Annotated in this window: 14 protein-coding genes; 7 read left to right on the forward strand and 7 right to left on the reverse strand. The window is 73.4% G+C overall.

The window, feature by feature from the left end; translation table 11 throughout:
* Position 1: 1 nt before the first annotated feature.
* Together OG389_RS29350 and OG389_RS29355 are read right to left on the reverse strand one after the other, a co-directional pair.
* Positions 2-1,267 (reverse strand): helix-turn-helix domain-containing protein, encoded by a 1,266-nt coding sequence (locus OG389_RS29350; protein WP_328304191.1) that lies wholly within the window; start codon positions 1,265-1,267, stop codon positions 2-4.
* 364 nt (positions 1,268-1,631) lie between these two features.
* The gene (locus tag OG389_RS29355) at positions 1,632-3,287 is read right to left on the reverse strand and encodes an acyl-CoA dehydrogenase family protein (RefSeq protein ID WP_328301465.1); all 1,656 of its coding nucleotides are present in this window, start codon (positions 3,285-3,287) and stop codon (positions 1,632-1,634) included.
* A gap of 17 nt (positions 3,288-3,304) precedes the next feature.
* On the opposite strand from OG389_RS29355, the gene OG389_RS29360 reads away from it, so the two are divergent.
* Both OG389_RS29360 and OG389_RS29365 read left to right on the forward strand, forming a co-directional pair.
* Positions 3,305-4,420, forward strand: coding sequence for a YihY/virulence factor BrkB family protein (locus tag OG389_RS29360; RefSeq protein ID WP_328301466.1), 1,116 nt, complete (start codon positions 3,305-3,307; stop codon positions 4,418-4,420).
* A 79-nt stretch (positions 4,421-4,499) separates the two neighbouring features.
* Positions 4,500-5,285 (forward strand): helix-turn-helix domain-containing protein, encoded by a 786-nt coding sequence (locus OG389_RS29365; RefSeq protein WP_328301467.1) that lies wholly within the window; start codon positions 4,500-4,502, stop codon positions 5,283-5,285.
* Here OG389_RS29365 and OG389_RS29370 read toward each other — a convergent pair.
* Together OG389_RS29370 and OG389_RS29375 are read right to left on the reverse strand one after the other, a co-directional pair.
* Positions 5,192-5,617, reverse strand: coding sequence for a VOC family protein (locus OG389_RS29370; protein ID WP_328301468.1), 426 nt, complete (start codon positions 5,615-5,617; stop codon positions 5,192-5,194). The genes OG389_RS29365 and OG389_RS29370 overlap by 94 nt on opposite strands.
* Before the next feature lie 95 nt (positions 5,618-5,712).
* A complete protein-coding gene (locus OG389_RS29375; RefSeq protein ID WP_328301469.1) occupies positions 5,713-6,861 on the reverse strand; it encodes a TetR family transcriptional regulator in 1,149 nt (382 codons plus the stop codon).
* A gap of 148 nt (positions 6,862-7,009) precedes the next feature.
* On the opposite strand from OG389_RS29375, the gene rsgA reads away from it, so the two are divergent.
* Positions 7,010-8,116, forward strand: a complete 1,107-nt coding sequence (gene rsgA, locus OG389_RS29380) for a ribosome small subunit-dependent GTPase A (protein ID WP_328301470.1) — start codon at positions 7,010-7,012, stop codon at positions 8,114-8,116.
* Positions 8,117-8,202: 86 nt separating this feature from the next.
* On the opposite strand, the gene OG389_RS29385 is transcribed toward rsgA, so the two are convergent.
* From OG389_RS29385 to OG389_RS29395, 3 genes are all read right to left on the reverse strand, one after another.
* Positions 8,203-8,580: a PPOX class F420-dependent oxidoreductase gene (locus OG389_RS29385; RefSeq protein ID WP_328301471.1), complete on the reverse strand. Its 378-nt coding sequence runs from the start codon at positions 8,578-8,580 to the stop codon at positions 8,203-8,205.
* Positions 8,581-8,695: 115 nt separating this feature from the next.
* A complete protein-coding gene (locus OG389_RS29390; RefSeq protein WP_328301472.1) occupies positions 8,696-9,178 on the reverse strand; it encodes a DUF456 domain-containing protein in 483 nt (160 codons plus the stop codon).
* Between the two features lie 24 nt (positions 9,179-9,202).
* Positions 9,203-10,180 (reverse strand): helix-turn-helix domain-containing protein, encoded by a 978-nt coding sequence (locus tag OG389_RS29395; protein ID WP_328301473.1) that lies wholly within the window; start codon positions 10,178-10,180, stop codon positions 9,203-9,205.
* A 201-nt stretch (positions 10,181-10,381) separates the two neighbouring features.
* Between OG389_RS29395 and OG389_RS29400 the strand changes: the two genes are divergently transcribed.
* The 4 genes from OG389_RS29400 (at position 10,382) to OG389_RS29415 (ending at position 19,027) form a co-directional block, all read left to right on the forward strand.
* Complete coding sequence (locus OG389_RS29400; protein ID WP_328301474.1) at positions 10,382-14,182, forward strand: S8 family peptidase; 3,801 nt, start codon at positions 10,382-10,384, stop codon at positions 14,180-14,182.
* A 106-nt stretch (positions 14,183-14,288) separates the two neighbouring features.
* Positions 14,289-16,625, forward strand: a complete 2,337-nt coding sequence (locus OG389_RS29405) for a hypothetical protein (RefSeq protein WP_328301475.1) — start codon at positions 14,289-14,291, stop codon at positions 16,623-16,625.
* Positions 16,626-16,691: 66 nt separating this feature from the next.
* The gene (locus OG389_RS29410; RefSeq protein ID WP_328301476.1) at positions 16,692-18,434 is read left to right on the forward strand and encodes a pyruvate dehydrogenase; all 1,743 of its coding nucleotides are present in this window, start codon (positions 16,692-16,694) and stop codon (positions 18,432-18,434) included.
* A gap of 206 nt (positions 18,435-18,640) precedes the next feature.
* On the forward strand, positions 18,641-19,027 hold the full coding sequence (locus OG389_RS29415; protein ID WP_443059469.1) for an ATP-binding protein: 387 nt from the start codon (positions 18,641-18,643) through the stop codon (positions 19,025-19,027).
* Positions 19,028-19,029: the final 2 nt, after the last annotated feature.

Below are 19,029 nucleotides of genomic sequence, written 5' to 3' on the forward strand. Positions count from 1 at the left end.
GTCAGGGAATCACGCCCGCACTCCAGTGGCCCAGCCGGGCGCCGATCACCGCCGGGGCGGTGGAGTGCGGCAGCAGCGCTGCCGGGTTCCCGGGGCGGATCAGCTCCACCTCCACGTCCTGCGCGAAGCGGTACGGGCGGTGGTCCAGCACGCCCCCGAGGTTGCGGCGTATCCGGGAGATCTCCGCGCGGACCGTCACGGTGCGCGTCGGGTCCCCGAACAGCTCCTGCGCGAGTTCCGCGGCCGAGCGCCCCCGGGGGGACTCCGCCAGCAGGAACAGCAGCTCCGCGTGGCGCGGGCTCAGCTCCTGCGACCAACTGCCCGCCGCGCCGTAGACGGTGGCCGACCAGGCCCCCGGCCGGCTGAGGTCGAGGACCACGCGGGCGGCCGCCCCGGAGCCCGCACGGGCCTGCGTGACGCTCAGGAGCCAGCCGCCCGGCAGCGGTTCCACCAGGCAGTCGCCCAGCTGCGGCACCCACACCCGGCCGGGGCCGAAGGACTTCGGCAGCGGGATGCGGTCCACCGGTGCGAGCCCGGTGACGGCCGCCGTCCAGCCGTGGCCGTCCACGGCCAGCGCCCGACCCGGCATCCGGGCCAGCAGCGGAGCGGCCACCGACCGCAGCCGTTCCAGGGACTCCAGGTGCCGCACCCGCAGCTCCCGCTCCGCGAGGCGGGCCACCGAGCTCACCCACGCCAGCGTCGCCGGGTGCATCGTGGCCAGCGGCCCGCTGACGTCGAGGACGCCGAGCAGCTGCCCGTCGCGGGGGTCCCGTACGGGGGCTCCGGCGCAGGTCCAGTCGTGGTGGCTGGAGACGAAGTGCTCCGCCGAGAACACCTGGACCGGTCTGCGGGCCACCAGGGCGGTACCGACCCCGTTGGTGCCGACCACGGCTTCGTCCCAGTCGGCGCCCACCGCGAAGCCCAGCCGGTCCGCCTTGCGCAGGATCGAGGTGTGGCCCTCGCGCCACAGCAGCCGTCCCTCGGCGTCGGCGACGACCATGATGTGCAGGGCCTCGTCCAGCGAGGGCAGCAGCCCCTCGCGCAGGACGGGCAGGAGATCGCGCAGCGGGGAGGTCTGGCGCCGCTCCTCGGTCTCGGCGGCCGACAGCATCCGCGAGCGGCTGTCACGGTCCGGGTGCACCCCGCCGGCCATCATCCGGCGCCAGGACTCGGCGATCTCCGGGCGCGGGGCGGCCGGCGGCCGGTCCCCGGCGAGCGCGGCCGCCCGTACGCCCTTGAGCAGACGCGCGGCCTCCCGCGCGTCCATGGCCGAGATGCGTGCCACATCGACCGCGCTGCCTGTGGTGTGAGCCACCGGAACCTCCCCGTGCCGAGCGTGCGTACGACGGTTCCCGCCCGGGGGGTGTGTCCGGTACGCGCGGCGTCCCGTGGCGCGTACCGGCTCGCCCGAGGGCGTTTCCAAGTCAAAGGTTGCAACGTCTTGCAACTCTCGCCAAGTCCCGGTCGCCCGATCGAAACTGTGCGGACGTCGCCGAGCGGCGTGGCAGCTCCTTCCTCGGGGCTTCTCGGATCAGGGGTGGTGCCGAGTCGGCGCGGCGCCATCCCTGCTCCAGGTCAACGGGCCCGGGTTGCGGTCCGCAGTGTTCGGCGGGAGGGTTGGGGCCCTCCTGCTAGCCCGTGATCTGGGCCCGTTCCACCACGGACCCAAGGTCCAGACTGTGCGGCAGCGTGCCGAAGGCCGCGCCCCAGTCACCTCCCAGCCGCGAGGCGCAGAAGGCGTCGGCCACCTCCGGCGGGGCCCACCGCACCAGCAGGGACCCCTGCAGCACCAGCGCCATGCGCTCCACCACCCGCCGGGCCCGCGCCTCGATGCCTTCCAGGTCCGCGAGCTCGGTCAGCAGGTTCTTGATGGCCGAATCCAGCCGGTGGTCGGCGCCCCGCGCCAGGCCGACCTCCTGGAGGAAGGCGTTCAGCGCCTGCGGTTCGCGCTGGAGGGCGCGCAGTACGTCGAGGGCCTGGACGTTGCCCGATCCCTCCCAGATGGAGTTCAGCGGGGACTCGCGCAGCAGCCTGGGCAGTCCGGACTCCTCGACGTAGCCGTTCCCGCCCAGACACTCCAGCGCCTCCGCCACCATCGGCGTACAGCGCTTGGTCACCCAGTACTTCGCGGCGGGCACCGCGATGCGCAGGAAGGCCCGCTCCTGCTCGTCACCGGTGCTCTGGACGGCGTCGTACGCGGCCGCGAGGCGCAGCGTGAGGGTGGTGGCCGCCTCCGACTCCAGAGCGAGGTCGGCGAGCACGTTGCGCATCAGGGGCTGGTCGATGAGCGGCGCTCCGAAAGCGGAGCGGTGCTCCGTGTGGTGAACGGCCTGCGTGAGCGCCTGCCGCATCAGCGAGGCCGAGCCGATCACACAGTCAAGCCGGGTCGCCGCGACCATCTCGATGATGGTCCGCACCCCGCGGCCCTCCTCGCCCACCCGCCGCGCCCACGTCCCGTCGAACTCCACCTCGCTCGACGCGTTCGACCGGTTGCCCAGCTTGTCCTTCAGCCGCTGGATCGCGAAGACGTTGCGCGTGCCGTCCGGCAGCACCCGCGGCACCAGGAAGCACGTCAGCCCTCCCGGCGCCTGGGCCAGCACCAGGAACCCGTCACACATCGGCGCCGAACAGAACCACTTGTGGCCCGTCAGCAGGTACTCGCCCGACGCCCCGAGCGGCACCGCCGCCGTCGTGTTCGCCCGTACGTCGCTGCCGCCCTGCTTCTCCGTCATCCCCATCCCGAAGAGAACTCCGGCCTTCTGACCGGCCGGCCGCAGACCCTCCTCGTACACGTGCGAGGTCAGCCGAGGCTCCCACTCGGCGGCGAGCGCGGGATCGGTCCGCAGCGCCGGTACCGCCGCGTGCGTCATCGAGACGGGGCATCCGTGCCCCGCCTCCGCCTGCGACCACACGAAGAACCCGGCCGCGCGCCGCAGATGTCCCGCCGGGCGCCCCCACGCGTCGGTGAGCCCGGAGCCCACCGCGTGCCCGAGCAGCCGGTGCCACGAGGGGTGGAACTCCACCTCGTCGATCCGGTTCCCGTACCGGTCGTGCGTCCTCAGCTTCGGCGGGTTCTCGTTCGCCTGCGTCCCCCAGTCCTGCGCCTGCCGGGACCCGGCCGCACGCCCGAGATCCGTGAGCTCTTCCCTTACCTCCGCGGCGAGTTCGGGCGCGGCGTCCGCGAGGTGCCGCTCGACTCCCCCGCTCAGTACCCGGTCGCTGCCGTAGACGTCGTGGCCCACGAGGGGAGGGGCCTGGTTGCTGACTGTGTGGGTGGTGGCTGCCATGCGGATACCGTAAGGACGTGCAGCACGCAAAAGAAACAGCTGAGCGGATTCCGGGCCGCCTCCACCGCGCCCGCGCCCTCTACCGCAACGTCTCCAAGCGCAAAATGGCGTGGCTGCTGCTCAAAGACACCGTGAACTCGTGCATCGAGTACCGGATCCTCGGACTCGCGGCCGAGGCCGCCTTCTTCACCCTGCTTTCGCTGCCCCCGCTCTTCCTCGGCCTGCTGGGCCTCCTCGGGTACGTGGACGGCTGGTCGGGCGGTACGACCGTCGCCAGCATCGAGGAGAACATCCTGGGCGCGGTCGGCACCGTCCTGTCCGACCGGGGCGTCAACGACATCGCCAAACCGATGCTCGACGACGTCACCAGCCGCGGCCGGCCCGACCTCATCTCCCTCGGCTTCGCCTTCGCCCTCTGGTCGGGCTCGCGCGCCGTCAACGTCTTCGTCGACACCATCACCGTCATGTACGGGCTCGACGGCCAGCGCGGCATCGTCAAGACCCGGTTGCTCGCCTTCCTCCTCTACGTCATCGCCCTGCTGATCGGCGCGATCGTGCTGCCGCTGATGGTGGTCGGCCCGGACGCGGTGGTGCGGGTTGTGCCGTGGAGCACCGAGGTGATCGCGGTCCTGTACTGGCCCGTCGTCACCCTGCTCTCCATCGCCTTCCTGACCACGCTCTACCACGTCTCCGTCCCCGTCCGTTCGCCCTGGATCGAGGACGTGCCCGGGGCGCTGGTCGCCCTCGCCATGTGGGTGTTCGGCTCGTTCCTGCTGCGGATCTACCTCACCAACACCGTGGAGGGTCCGACCATCTACGGATCGCTCGCGGCGCCCGTCGCGGTCCTGCTGTGGATCGGCATCTCGGCCTTCGCCGTGCTCGTCGGGGCGGCCGTCAACGCCGCCATCGACCGCGTCTGGCCCTCGCTGGCCACGGCGGCGGCGCGCGAGGCGAACGAGCGGGTCCGCGAGGCGGAGGCCGCCCAGCTGATCGCCCGGGCAGCCGCCTGGCGGGCGCTGGCCGAGGGGGAGTCGGAGGACGACGAGGATGCGGGCATGCCCTCGGAGTTCCCCGAGCGCTGGTCGAGGTTCCTGCCGCCCGAGGACTACCACTCCCGCCTGCGCAAGCACTGACCGCCGCTCCGCGCCTGCCGACGGCCTGCGCGAGGACCGGCCCGGCCGTCCCGGCCCGCCGCCGCGTAGCCTGGTCGGCGTGTACGAGGAGCGGCCGTCCCGCGCTGTGCCCGGCGCCGTGCTCTGGAGGGCCGGCGGCAGTGGCGGCGTGGTGCTGCCCGACGGCTGCATGGACCTGCTCTGGGTGGACGGCCGGCTCCTGGTCGCCGGACCCGACACCACCGCGCACCCCGCCGGGGAGGTCCCCGGCTCCGGCTTCGCAGGGATCCGGCTGGCCCCCGGCGCGGCGCCCGCGCTGCTCGGCGTACCGGCCCGCGTCCTGCGCGACCGGAGGGTCGAGCTGGCGGACCTGTGGCCCGCCGCCGAGGTACGGCGACTTGCCGGGCGGGTGGCCCCGTACGAGGACCCGTGCTCGGGACTGGAGGAGCTGGTCCGGCGCCGCGCGGCCGACTGCGGCCCCCCGGACCCCCTCGTCACGCGGGCCGCGGCCCTGTTGCGGGCCGGGCGGGGCGTCGCCGCCGTCGCGGGGGCGGTCGGCCTCGGCGAGCGGCAGCTGCACCGGCGCTCGCTCGACGCGTTCGGGTACGGACCCCGCACGCTCGGGCGGATCCTGCGCCTCCAGCGGGCCCTCGCGCTGACCCGGCGCGGGCTGGCGCAGGCGGAGGTCGCGGCGGCGGCCGGGTACGCCGACCAGGCCCACTACACCCGCGAGGTGCGCGCCCTGGCCGGTACCACGCCGGGGGCCTACGCGGCGGGGGCCGCCGGGGTGGCTCAGGCGGGGTCGGCCGGGCCCGCCGGGTCGGCCGCCGCGTCTCCCGCGAAGAGGGAGACCCCGGAGCCGTCCGGGTCGAGGACCACGGCGTAGCGCTGCCCCCAGAAGGCGTCCCAGGGCTTCAGGTGCCCCGTGTGCCCGGCGCCGGTCAACTCCGCGTACAGGGAGTCCACCTCGGCGGGGGAGTCGCACAGGAACGCGAGCCCCACCCGGCCGTCGCTCGCGGGGCGGGTCCAGGACGGGTCGAAGGAGCGGATGACCTCTTCCGTGTCCCAGCCGATCCGCAGCCCGTTCGGCAGGGTGGCCTCGACGTGCGGTTGGGACTCCGCCCCGGCGGGGAGGTCGATGCCGAGACGGCGGTAGAAGGCGAGCGATGCGGCCATGTCGGAGACGACGATGCCGATCATGTCGAGTCGGGGAGTCATGGCGCCAGGTTAGAGGCGGCCCCGGCCACCGGTCTTGAACGAATCGGACCGGCCGGACCGGACCGCCCCGACCGGATCGCCCCGACCACGCGCGGTCAGTCCGTGTCCTCCTCCGGGGGGAGGTGGCGGTAGACCGTGGCCCGCGAGACGCCGAGCGTGGCGGCGATCGCGGTGGCCCCGCTCCCCGCCGCGTGCATCCGGCGGGCGGCCTCGGTCATGGCCGGGGTCATGGCGGCGGGGCGCCCGCGCCGGCCCCCGGGCACGGGCCGCGCCGTCACGGACCCGGGCTCCGCGGGCCCGTCCAGCAGGCGGCGTACGCCGTCCAGGACGGCCTCGCGCAGCGCCGCGACCGGGGCGTCGGCGAAGAGCACCACGGGGTCGGAGAGCATGGCGACGGCCTGGGTGCCCCGCACCCGCTCCGCGAAACCGGGATCCGGCCCCGCGACCAGGGAGCTCGCCCGGAGCATGGTGTCGCGCAGCCGGGCGAAGGCCGGGCCGGGGGTGGCCAGGGCCATGTCCTGGAGGTTCAGCCGGATCAGGCAGCGGTGCTTCAGCCAGACGTCGAGGACCCCCTCGATCGCAGCCCACCGGACCCGGTCGGCAGCGCCGGCCGCGGCGGCGCGGACCAGGGCGGCGGCCAGGTCCCGGAGCATCGGCTCCACGAGGGCGGCGAGGATGTCGGCCTTGCCGGGGAAGTGGTAGAGCACCGCCGGCTTGGAGACGCCGACCCGTTCGGCGATCTCCCGCAGCGAGGTCTCGTGGAAGCCGTGGACCCCGAACAGCTCCATCGAGACCCGCAGGATCCGCCTCCGGGTGTCGGGAGCCGTCTCGACAATTGACGCGTTGTGCGACGCGGTGAGGGCGATTCGCGTCTCGTAAAGCGTCTCAGAATCTGAGGTTCCGCGGTGTTCCATGAAGAACAACTTAGTGTCTTGCCTGACTTGAGGACAGGGTTCTACGGTCGCGCCTGACCGACGGTAAGTCCGAGTCGAGGTGGAACGCGACATACGAGGAGACCGTCGACATGCTCCGCCAGGACGCGTCCCGGCCGCGGATCCGCACACCGTCGTCACGCACAGCGCCCCGGGCCGGCCGGGTGCCGGGAGCCGCCGGAATCCTGCGCGGGAGGCGGCCCGCAAAAGAAGTGGCGCGCGCCTGAACGGGCTTGTTACGGTGGGGACGTTCCCGCCGGTCGGTGTGGGACCGCTCGTCAGTACGTGCATACGACCCGGAGGTGAGTTCATTGATGACTGTCATGGCGCAGGGCGCAGCCCGCACTCAGAAGACCATCAATGTCACTTCCGTGGTCTCCGGCTGACCTTTCAACCTCTTTCCGCGCTCCGCCCTCTGTAGCGGCGCGCGCTGCCGGGGCCACCCTGTGAAGGGTTTCCCTTGTCTCTTTCTTCTTTCCCGCAGGCCTCGCTCTCGCACGCTCTCACCCCCTACGGCTGGGACGACGCGTGGGCGGCCGAATTCGCCCCGTACACCGAGCAGGGCCTCGTGCCCGGCCGGGTGGTACGGGTGGACCGCGGTCAGTGCGATGTCATGACGGCCGACGGCATCGTCCGCGCCGACACCGCCTTCGTCACCCCGCACGACCCGCTCCGGGTCATCTGCACCGGCGACTGGGCGGCTGTGGAGGCGCACGGCAGTCCGCGCTACGTGAAGGCGTACCTGCCGCGCCGGACCGCGTTCGTGCGGTCCACCTCCTCGCAGCGGTCCGAGGGCCAGATCCTCGCCGCGAACGTCGACCACGCGATCATCGCGGTCTCGCTCGCCGTCGAACTGGACCTCGGGCGCATCGAGCGGTTCCTCGCGCTCGCCTGGGAATCGGGGGCGCAGCCCCTCGTGGTCCTGACCAAGGCGGACCTGGTCCCGGACCCGGTCACCCTCGGACACCTCGTCGAGGACGTCGAGACCGCGGCGCCCGGCGTCCAGGTCCTCACCGTGTCCTCGATGACCGGGGAGGGCACGGAGGTGCTCACGGCGCTGGTCGGGGGTGGTACGAGCGTGCTCCTCGGGATCTCCGGCGCGGGCAAGTCCACGCTGGCAAACACCCTGCTCGGGGAGGACGTGATGGAGGTCCAGGCGGCGCGCGACGTCGACGGCAAGGGCCGCCACACGACCACGACGCGCAACCTGCTGGTGCTGCCGGACGGTGGCGTGCTGATCGACACCCCCGGGCTGCGGGGCGTCGGGCTCTTCGACGCGGGGGCGGGCGTCGGACAGGTGTTCTCGGAGATCGAGGACTACGCCGAGCGGTGCCGCTTCCACGACTGCGCCCACGAGGCGGAGCCGGGGTGCGCGGTGCGGGAGGCGGTGGACTCCGGGGAGCTGCCCGAGCGGCGGCTGGAGAGCTACCGCAAGCTCCTGCGGGAGAACCAGCGGATCGTCGCGAAGACGGACGCGAGGCTCCGGTCGGAGATCAAGCGCGACTGGCGCCTCCGCTCGGCGGAAGGCCGCGCGAACTACTCCGCGAAGCGCACGGGCCGAGCCTGACCGTGCGGGCCCCGGGCCCCGGCCCGGGGCCCGCACGGACCGCGCCCCGAACGCCGGCGGGGCTGGTTCCTCCAGTCCCGCCGGCCTCAGTCCTCCAAGCCCCAGGCGAGGACGCGGTCCGGGTGGATACGGATGACTTCCGGGCTGAAGTGGGGGCCCAGGGAGTGCGGGCCGACCTCCAGCGTGGCGCGTCCGCGGATCTCGACGCCGCGGACCTTCCACGGGCGGGTGCTGACCAGGTCGTCCACGACCAGCGACAGCAGGGGGTTCACGGAGAGGTTGCGCCACTTCTTCGTCGTGCCCATCGCCAGCCCGCCCACCAGGACCGTCCCGTCGTCCTGGAGGAAGAACCCCACGGGGTTCGCCTGGGGCTGCCCGGCCGCGTCCACGGTGGCGAGCCGGCCCAGGTGCTGTGAGCGCAGGTATGCCAGTTCGGCCTCGCTGAAACCCTTGAATTCCGTCATGAGAGGGACGATCCCAGCCCGGGCGGCGCACCGCATCGGGCCGAGGACCTACGCGCGCCCAGGGGCCGACGACCTAGGGCCGACGAGGTCGTCGACCTAGGCCGACGACCTCGGTCTACGCCCACACCGCCAGGCCCAGCCACGCCCCCACCACCAGCAGGCACGCGAACAGCTCCACCAGCACGCTCGTCCCCACCGCCCGCATCACCGCCCGCACCGATGTCCACGCCTCGCCGTGCGTGCCCAGGCGCCGCCGTTCGCAGAGGTAGATCCCGCCCACGAAGCCGGGGACCGCCCCGAGAACCGGCACCAGCGCGAAGCCCAGTACCGCCCCCGCACCCGCGTACACCACCATCCGGTGGGTGACGCCCACTCCCCGGAGTCTGCGCGGGGGCAGCTGCCACTTCACCACCTGCACCACCAGCAGCAGCGCCGTCGCCCCGACCAGCAGGCCCCACGCCTCGGCCGACCGCTCGTGCAGCGCCCACCAGAGCAGTCCGGCCCAGACCAGCCAGGTCCCCGGGACGCCCGGGACCAGTACCCCGAGCAGTCCGAGCACGAGCACCAGCCCCACCAGGAGCAGCTGCGGCAGATCCATCTGCTCAGCCTGCCTGACCTGGGGCTATCGGGCCACCCAGCCCCGCTCGTACGCGTGCCAGCCCAGCTGGAGCCGGGTGGTCACCCCGGAGAGCTCCATCAGGCCCTTCACTCGCCGCTGGACGGTCCGCAGGCCCAGCTCCAGGTGCTTCGCCACGCTCGCGTCCGTCATCCCCGCCAGGAGCAGGGTGAGGATCTCCAGGTCGGTGATGTCGGGTCCGCCGTCCGATTCCTCCGGCGCCCCGGAGGAGCCCAGCCGCAGCGGGAGCGACTCCCGCCAGACCGCCTCGAAGAGGCCCATCAGGGACTCCAGCAGTCCCGAAGCGTGCACGACCAGCGCCGCCGGCTCCGCGCCGCGCGCCGTCAGCGGCACCATCGCCAGGGCCCGGTCCGCGATCACCAGTTTGGTCGGCACCTGGGCCGTCACCCGGATGTGCTCGCCGCGTGCCAGCGCCGTGGACGCCTCGCGGATGCCGCTGGACCGGGTGAGCACCTCCCGTTCGATGACCACGCGGTAGGCGACGCCCCGTACGGAAGCCCGGTCCTCCGCCTCGTTGTCCGTCCCCGTCACCACCTGCGGCCGGCCGGTGACCAGCGCGCACACCTCCTCCACCGCCCCGAGCTGGAGCTGGTGGAAGCGGTGGGCCACCGCGCTCGCGCCCGTCACCACCTCCACCAGGTCGTGCACCGCCGGCTCGGCGGCCTCCGCCCGGTACTCCTGCGCCAGCAGCGCCGCCGCCAGCTCCGCCTGCTCCAGTTCGTGCCGCTGCTGGGTGAGCAGTGCGCCCAGCGCCACCCCGGGCGGGGCCGCGACCCACCGGCCGGGCCGGGCGGAGGACTGGGCCGCGAGCCCCTGGCGCTCCAGGTGGCGCAGGGTCCGTTCGGTCTGCTGCACCGGCAGCGTCAGCCGGTGCGCGAGGTCGGGCACCTCCGCGGCCCCCAGCGCGACCAGCGCGCGGTACGCCGTCTCCTGTCCCTCGTCGAGACCTATCGCTCCCAGCAACCCGTCCACCCAACCCTCTCAGTGCCGTTCCTGGCGGGAAGCGGCCACGGCGCAAACCCGCCGCCGACATCATCGCCGCACCACCCGCCTCTCTGCCAAGGTGACGCCACCGCAGCACCAACATCCGCTGGCCAGAAGCCATTTACGCGGCAGTTTCGCCGTGCAATGCAGTAGTTGGCCGGAATTCACCTGGGGAGAGCGATGCGCCCGATATCGCGTACGGCACTGGGAGCGGCCATCGCGGCCGTCCTGGCCGTCACGGCCGTGGGACCGTCCACGGCACAGCCGAGCGACGGAGCGCCCGCCGCGGGGACAGCGGCCAAGAGGCCCCTCACCGGCAGCGACGCGGCCGCGAAGCAGCCCACCGCACCCGTCACGGTGACCCTGGTCACCGGTGACCGGATCCTGGTCTCCACCGACGCGGCCGGCCGCACCGCCGCCACCGCGATGCCCCGCGAGGACGGCTCGCAGCCGCTCGTGCAGACCCGCCAGTCGGGCAAGGACCTGTACGTCTACCCCGAGAGCGCGATCAAGGCGCTCGCCGCGGGCACGGCCGACGAGGAACTCTTCAACGTCACCGGCCTGATCAGGCAGGGCTACGACGACGCGCATGCCAAGAAGCTCCCGCTCATCGCGGTGTACGGGACGTCGACGGGCGCCGCCGGCCTCGCGCGCAGCGCCCCGCGGCTGCCCCGCGGCGCCGAGCAGTCACTCGTCCTGGACTCCATCGGCGGCGTCGCGCTAGCCGCCGACAAGGAGAAGGCCGCCGACTTCTGGGCCGACGTCACGGGGGCCGACATCAACCCCCACGCGCGCTCTGCCGCCGCCCCGCTGAAGAAGCTGTGGCTGGACGGCAAGGTCCAGGCGAACCTGGAGCGGTCCACCAAGCAGATCAACGCCACCGCCGCGTGGGCCGCCGGATTCGACGGCACGGGCACCAAGGTCGCCGTCCTCGACACCGGCACCGACCTCGAACACCCCGACCTCAAGGGCCGGGTCGCCGAGGCGAAGAACTTCACCGACTCGGACACGGCCGAGGACCGCCAGGGCCACGGCACCCACACCATCTCCACGGTCGGCGGCTCCGGCGCCGCGAGCGGCGGCGCGAAGAAGGGCGTCGCCCCCGGCGCCCAGCTGCTCAGCGGCAAGGTCCTCAACGACTCCGGCTACGGCCTGGACTCGTGGATCATCGCCGGCATGCAGTGGGCCGTCGACAGCAAGGCCGACGTGGTCTCCATGAGCCTCGGCGACCCTTCCCGGCTCGACTGCGACGACCCGATGTCCGTCGCCACCGAGGCCCTCGCGAAGAGCAGCGGCACCCTCTTCGTCATCGCGGCCGGCAACTCCGGCCCCGGCAACAACACCGTGTCCTCCCCCGGTTGCGCGCCCAGCGTGCTGACCGTCGGCGCCGTCGACCGCGACGACACGACCGCCTCCTTCTCCAGTCGCGGCCCGGCCGGGCTGGAGCACACCCTCAAGCCCGAGATCGCCGCCCCCGGTGTCGGGATCTCCGCCGCCAACATGGGCGGCCGCGGGGTGTACGCGTACCAGTCCATGTCCGGCACCTCGATGGCCACCCCGCACGTCGCGGGCGCCGCCGCCATCGTCAAGCAGCGCCACCCCGGCTGGACCCCGCAGCAGATCAAGGCCGCGCTGGTCGGCTCCGCCAACACCGCGGTCCCGGGCGACGTACGGGAGACCGGCGGTGGCCGCCTCGACGTGAAGGCCGCCATCGACACCACCGTCACCAGCGCGCCCGCCGTCCAGGGCGGCACGTACAACTGGCCGCAGGACCGCAGCGACCGCACCGGCGTGCAGGTCCCGTACACCAACACGGGCACCAGGCCCGTCACGCTGAACCTCGCCGTCGAGAAGGTCACCGGCAACGACGGCTCCGCCGTCCGCAGCCAGGTCGCCCGCCTCGGGCAGCGCACCGTGACCGTCCCGGCCGGCGCCACCGTCAAGGTGCCGCTCGCCCTGGACCCCGCCGCGAAGCTGGAGCGGTCCCAGTACGGGGACGTCACCGGCCGCGTGGTCGCCACGGCGAACGGCGTGCACGTCTCCACCCCCTTCTCCCTCTACGTGGAGCCGGAGACGGTCACCCTGCGCGTGAAGCTCATCGACCGCGCGGGCAAGCCGGCCGCCGGCCCGTCCTCCCTGGACGTGATCGGCACCGACGACGCCTCCGGTGAGCGCCGCTTCAACGAGGGCTCCACCGACCAGGTCTACCGGGTCCGCCCGGGCGCGTACTTCCTCTCCGCCTTCGTCGGGACCCCCGACGCCGGGGCCGACGAGCCCCTGATCGACTCGCTCACCTACCTCGGCCGCCCGCAGGTGGAGGTCAAGAAGGACACGGTGATCGTCCTGGACGCCCGCAAGGCGGCCCGGCTGAGCATCGCGACCGACCGGCCCACCGAGGCCCGCAACACCACGCTCGCCTTCGCCCGCTCCTGGGACGACGCCTGGCTGCACGCGGCCACCGCCATGGGCGGCCGGACCATCCGCGGCTACTACGCCTCGGTCGACGGCAAGGCGAAGGACGGTTCGTTCGAGTTCGGCAGCTACTGGCGGGCGGCCGCGCCGCTGCTCTCCGAGCTGAAGGCGAACGGCGGTCCCGTACTGCACCCGCTCACCGCCTCCACCGGCAGCGACAACCTCGACGGCACCGGCAGCGCGCCGCTCGTCAACGCGGGCAGGGGCACCGCCGAGGAGCTCGCGGCCGTCGCGGCCAAGGGCGCGATCGTGCTGGTCAAGACGGACGACGGCGCACTCTACGAGGTCGCGGACGCCGCGAAGGCGGCCGGTGCCAAGGCCGTCCTCGCCTACCGCGACGCCCCCGGCCGCTGGCAGGGCTTCACCGGCTACGCGGGGGGCTCGCTCCCGGCGGTGTCCGTCGAGGCGGCCGAGGGGCAGGCCCTGCTGGCCAAGCTGGCGAAGGGCCCGGTCACGCTGAGCTGGAAGGGCAGCGCGAAGAGCCCGTACGTCTACAACCTCGCCCAGATCGAGAAGGGCCAGGTCCACGGCGACCGCACCTACCGGGTGCGCGACCGCGACCTCGGCACCGTCGAGTCCGCGTACCAGTCGATGGGCGTCGCGGCCGACTTCATCGACCTGACCGGCGCCTACCGGCCTGGCGGCGGCGCCGTGTACTTCGGCGGCATGGACACCGTCGCGGTGCCGGGCAGGCGCACCGAGTTCTACTCGGCCGGGGACACGGCCTGGGACCACCTGGTCTCCAGCAGCTTCCCGTGGGGCGAGTTCATGACGGACCAGCACCGCACGTACAGGTCCGGCTCCAAGCGCGCCGAGAACTGGTACGACGGGGTCGTCGGACCGGTGGCGCAGCGCGATGCCGAGGGCAAGGAGCAGTTGGCCGCCGAGCGGCAGGGCAACATGATCGGCTTCTCCTCCGCGATCTGGGGCGACACCGGGCACTACGCCCAGCCGGGCGGGTTCGGAGACCTCGGCAACGTCTCCCTCAAGGTCGACGGCGAGTCGCTGGGCGACAGCGGCTACCCGTTCGGGGCCTTCGAGGTCCCGGCCGGCGAGGCCACGTACGAACTGACCCAGCAGCTGGAGAAGTTCGGCCAGCCGACCCGTACCTGGCAGCGCTCCTCGGGGATCCAGACCACCTGGACCTTCCGCTCGAAGCTGGACGCCGCGCAGTACTCGCAGCCCCTCCCGATCCTCTTCCCGAGGATCTCCGCCCCGCTGGACGGCATGAAGACGCTGGCCGCGGCCAACGGCCAGAAGATCGGACTCGGGGTCAGCGGGCACGGGGGCTACGCGCCCGGCGCGCTCAAGTCCGCGAAGCTGTCGTACTCGTACGACAACGGCGAGAGCTGGACCGGGGCGAAGGTCAGCGAGCGCGGTGGGCAGTGGACCGCGACCGTGGACCACGCCGGAGCCGCGGGCAAGCAGGTCATGCTCAAGGTCGAGCTGACCGATGTGAACGGCGCTACCGTCACCCAGATGGTCGCGCGGGCGTACGACATTCGTTAAGTCGTACGACTGAGGAGAGGGGGGTCCATCGGACGGCGGTCCGATGGACCCCCCTTTTCGCGAGTTCGCCGGATTTCGACCGCGCCGGAGCCCGAGAATGAGGGGCATGAGTCAGCAGGGCGCGGGCGCGGATGACTGGTGGCAGAAGCTCTACGAGGACCCCGACACGGGGCCGGACCCCGACCCCCGGGACACCCTGGACCACCGCTTCCGCTCGGCGGCGGTCCTGGTGGCCCCACCCCCGTTCCCGGGCCCCCGCCACGAGGAGGCCGACCACGGCCTGCCGGACTGCCTGCCGGACCCCCTCACGGACGCCCCGGCGGGCCCCTCGGCGGGGCCGGCAGGGGCGGAGCGGGGGCAGGAGCCGCGGGCCGGGGTGCCTGGGCCGCGTCCCGAGCCGATGGTGGAGCGGAGGGCCGGACGGGCCGGGGAACAGGCCGCGGAGGCTGCTGGGAGCCCGGCGGTGCCGGAGGCCGGGCCGGGCGGCGGGGACGGGTACGCGGCGCTGCCGCCGCCGCGGGATCCCCGGGAGGGCGGGCAGACCTGGTACGCGCTGGGGGACGTCGCCGTCCCGCCCGCACTGCCCGCCGACGGGCCGGAGGAACTGCCCGACTGGTACTGGGGCCCGCGCGGCGACACCCCCACCGCGACTCCGCCCGCGCAACGGGCCCCGGCCGGAGCGGAGCCGGATCCCGGTTCCGGCCCGCGCCCCGGAGCCGGCCGGCCCGGTCCCGAGGAGGCGACGCCAACTGGCTCCGCGGCCGTTCCCGGCCCGGATTCCGGCCCAGACGCGGGTTCCGACCTGGACCCCGGGCTCGAACCCGGCCCGGGTTCCGCCCAGCCGTCTGGTTCCGGACTGGGCTCTGGTTCCGGCCCTAGCCCGGGCTCCGCCGCAGACCTCACTGGGGCTCCCGGGCCGGGTTCCACCCGGGGGCCCGGTTTCGATGCCGGCTCGCGCCCCGACGCCGGCCACGGCCCTGGCTTCGACCTCGGTTCCAGCCCAGCCCCAGCCTCCGGGTGGGACTCCGGTCCTGGCCCCGGGTTCGGGACCGGCCAGGGACCCGGCCCGGGCCCCGGTGCGGGCGCCGGCCACGGATCGGGCCTCGGCTCCGGGGTCGGGCCCGATCAAGGAGTCGGCTCGGGCCCCGGTGCCCCCGGGGGTACGGACGCAGTCCCGGCCGGGCAGGGTGCCGGGCCCGATGGCAGCGGGTCGGTGCCCGAGACGTACAGGAGCGGGGCGGAGGCGTACGGGTCCGGGCCGGGGGCCGCGGTGTACGGGACCGGGTCGGACGGTGGGGCCGACGCCGATGCGTACGGAGACGGCCCGGGGGCCGAGGGGTACGGGCCTGGGGCCGGCGGTGGGGGCTTCGGGGTGCCGCGGCCAGCGGTCGCGCATCTCGGGGACCGGCCGCCCACCTACGCCGCCGAGCCCGTCGCGCTCCCCGCCGCCGACCCGGCCGGGCTCGCCGCGCTGACCCCCGACACGGTGCTGGAGGGGGCCCAGTACGGCGGCTACACGCTCCGCGCCGCCTCCGTACGCGGGGACTCCGCCCGGTTCCGCGGTGAGCCCCGGCGGGACTTCCTGCTCATCGCCCGCTTCGGCACCGGCCCCGACGCACTGGTCCTGGCCGTGCTCGCGGGCGGGGACCGGGCCGCGCCCGGAGCCGCCGACGCTGCCGCCGAGCTCTGCCGGTCCGTCGCGGGCGCCGTCGGGCGGAGCCAGGAGCGGCTGTCCGACGACATCCGGGCCGGCCGGCGCGAGGCCCTGCGCTCCGGGCTCCAGCGGCTCACCGACCGGGGCTACGGACGGCTGCGCACCCGCGCCGCCGAGCTGGGTGTCCCGGCGGAGGCCTACACGGCCGGGCTGCGCGGGCTGCTGCTCCCGGTCGACCCCGGCTGCCGGACCCGGGTCTGCTTCGGCGCGGGCGCGGGCGGGCTGTTCCGGCTCCGCGGCGGGCAGTGGAGCGACCTGGAGGAGACCCCGCCGCCAGGATCCTCGCGAGCGGGGTCCGGGCTGCTGGGGCCGGGCGACCCGGAGCGAGGGGCCCCGCCAGGGGCTGCGCCGATGTGGGCCGATCCGCGGGGCTCCGTCCCGGGGACCGTGCCCGCGGGGGCCGCGCCGGCCGGTGCCGCGCCCTGGGGGCAGGCCCCGGCGGGAGCCGATTGCGCAACGGCCGCCCGGGCGGAGACCGCGACGGGCGGATCCGGGGCCGGAGCCGGGTTCCGGTTTCGGGCTTCCGTGGCTCGGGCCGGGGATGTGCTGCTGCTCTGTTCCGGGGGGCTCGCGGAGCCGATGCGGGAGGAGCAGCCGCTGTCCGCCGAGCTCGGCGTCCGCTGGTCGGACGAGCCCGCGCCGGGCCTCGCGGCCTTCCTCGCCGACACTCAGCTCCGCCTCAAGGGGTATGCCGACGACCGGACGGCCGCCGCGGTCTGGGAGGCGTAGCCGGGCGAACCGTGCGTGGATGGAAGGCGCACACGGCAGAGCCGAACCGGAAAGGGCGCCCCCTCCATGGCCAAGCAGAACGTGGCGGAGCAGTTTGTCGACATCCTCGTGCGTGCGGGCGTACAGCGGATGTACGGAGTCGTCGGCGACAGCCTCAATCCCGTCGTGGACGCGATCCGGCGAACGGGTGGCATCGAGTGGATCCAGGTCCGCCACGAGGAGACGGCCGCCTTCGCGGCCGGCGCCGAGGCCCAGATCACCGGCACCCTCGCCGCCTGCGCGGGCTCCTGCGGCCCCGGCAACCTGCACCTCATCAACGGCCTCTACGACGCCCACCGCTCCATGGCCCCGGTCCTCGCGCTGGCCTCCCACATCCCCTCCAGCGAGATCGGCCTCGGCTACTTCCAGGAGACCCACCCCGACCGGCTGTTCACCGAGTGCAGTCACTACAGCGAGCTGATCTCCAACCCGCAGCAGATGCCCCGGGTCCTGCAGAGCGCCATCCAGCACGCGGTCGGCCGCAGCGGCGTCGGGGTGATCTCCCTGCCCGGCGACATCGCCTCCCTGCCCGCGCCGGAGAAGAGCATCGAGCACGCGCTCGTCACCGCCCGGCCGACCGTACGCCCCGGCGACGGCGAGATCGACAAGCTCGTCCGGCTCGTAGACGAGGCCGGCAGGGTCACCCTGTTCTGCGGCAGCGGCACGGCCGGCGCGCACGCCGAGGTCATGGAGTTCGCGGGCCGGGTCAAGGCCCCCGTCGGACACGCCCTGCGCGGCAAGGAGTGGATCCAGTACGACAATCCCTACGATGTCGGCATGAGCGGGCTGCTCGGCTACGGCGCGGCCTACGAGGCCACCCACGAGTGCGACCTGCTGATCCTGCTCGGCACGGACTTCCCGTACAACGCCTTCCTCCCCGACGACGTGAAGATCGTGCAGGTGGACATCCGGCCCGAACACCTCGGACGACGTTCGAAGTTGGACCTAGCGGTCTGGGGGGACGTACGGGAGACCCTGCGCGCACTGAACACCCGGGTGAAGGCCAAGACGGACCGCCGCTTCCTCGACCGGATGCTGAAGAAGCACGCGGACGCCCTGGAGGGCGTGGTGAAGGCGTACACGCGGAAGGTGGAGAAGCACACGCCGATCCACCCCGAGTACGTGGCCGCGGTCCTCGACGAACTCGCCGACGAGGACGCCGTTTTCACCGTCGACACGGGCATGTGCAACGTGTGGGCGGCGCGCTATCTTTCCCCGAACGGAAAGCGCCGCATCATCGGCTCCTTCAGTCACGGCTCCATGGCCAATGCCTTGCCGCAGGCCATCGGCGCACAGTTCACCGATCGCGGACGTCAAGTGGTGTCGATGTCGGGCGACGGTGGTTTCTCCATGCTGATGGGAGATTTCCTCACCCTGGTGCAGTACGACCTGCCCGTCAAAGTGGTCCTCTTCAACAACTCATCCCTGGGGATGGTCGAGTTGGAGATGCTGGTTTCCGGCCTGCCTTCGTACGGAACGACGAACAAAAACCCGGACTTCGCGGCGATCGCCCGCGCGGCGGGTGCGTACGGGGTCCGCGTGGAGAAGCCCAAGCAGCTCACGGCGGCTTTGAGGGATGCTTTCAAGCACAGGGGACCCGCCCTCGTGGACGTGGTGACCGACCCCAACGCACTGTCCATTCCGCCGAGGATCAGCGCCGAAATGGTGACCGGATTCGCACTTTCCGCCAGCAAGATCGTGCTGGACGGAGGGGTCGGCCGGATGATCCAGATGGCGCGATCCAACCTCCGCAACGTGCCGCGCCCTTGAGCCCGGATGCGTGCGGATTCCCCCGGGGGGCATGCATCCCGTAGGCCTGTTCGACCGGCGGGCCGTCGGGGAACGGGGCACACGGGAGGTACATCGCCGTGCGGGTGGGGGCGAAGGGAAAGCTGTTCAGGAGAGGGCGGCCGGTGCCGCGCGAACCGTCGACCGAGGACGGCGCGGCCGCGGGCGCGCCCGGGATCACCCGGAGCGTGCGGCGGGCCGACCTCAGAGCGGTGGGTGAAGTCCGCAGGGCGTTGAGGGAGTTGATGCGCCACCGGTGCAGAGCGGAGGCGGCCGAGGTGGCCGAGCTGTTGGTCACCGAGCTCGTCACCAACGCCCTCGTCCACACTGATCAGGGCGCCGAGGTCTCCGCGACCCTCGCCGCGGACCGTCTGCGGGTGGAGGTCCGTGACTACGCCTCCCGCCGGCCCACGCCGCACGTACCGTCCGCCGACGACGGTACGCACGGCAGGGGGCTGGTGCTGGTGCAGGCACTCGCCGACGCCTGGGGCGTGGACGCGCTGGGACTGGCGCTGGGCGGGGGCAAGGTGGTGTGGTTCGAGCTCGACGGGGCGGACGGCACCGGGCCCGCCTGACG

Origin of the sequence: Streptomyces sp. NBC_00435, assembly GCF_036014235.1 — a bacterium.
GTDB lineage: Bacteria > Actinomycetota > Actinomycetes > Streptomycetales > Streptomycetaceae > Streptomyces.

What these genes read in the sequence shown, in the direction of transcription:
- OG389_RS29410 (WP_328301476.1), top strand. Translation starts at nt 16,692, where the DNA reads ATGGCCAAGCAGAACGTGGCGGAGCAGTTTGTCGACATCCTCGTGCGT.
- OG389_RS29355 (WP_328301465.1), bottom strand. Translation starts at nt 3,287, where the DNA reads ATGGCAGCCACCACCCACACAGTCAGCAACCAGGCCCCTCCCCTCGTG.
- OG389_RS29390 (WP_328301472.1), bottom strand. Translation starts at nt 9,178, where the DNA reads ATGGATCTGCCGCAGCTGCTCCTGGTGGGGCTGGTGCTCGTGCTCGGA.
- OG389_RS29350 (WP_328304191.1), bottom strand. Translation starts at nt 1,267, where the DNA reads ATGGACGCGCGGGAGGCCGCGCGTCTGCTCAAGGGCGTACGGGCGGCC.
- OG389_RS29400 (WP_328301474.1), top strand. Translation starts at nt 10,382, where the DNA reads ATGCGCCCGATATCGCGTACGGCACTGGGAGCGGCCATCGCGGCCGTC.
- OG389_RS29405 (WP_328301475.1), top strand. Translation starts at nt 14,289, where the DNA reads ATGAGTCAGCAGGGCGCGGGCGCGGATGACTGGTGGCAGAAGCTCTAC.
- OG389_RS29385 (WP_328301471.1), bottom strand. Translation starts at nt 8,580, where the DNA reads ATGACGGAATTCAAGGGTTTCAGCGAGGCCGAACTGGCATACCTGCGC.
- OG389_RS29375 (WP_328301469.1), bottom strand. Translation starts at nt 6,861, where the DNA reads ATGAACTCACCTCCGGGTCGTATGCACGTACTGACGAGCGGTCCCACA.
- OG389_RS29370 (WP_328301468.1), bottom strand. Translation starts at nt 5,617, where the DNA reads ATGACTCCCCGACTCGACATGATCGGCATCGTCGTCTCCGACATGGCC.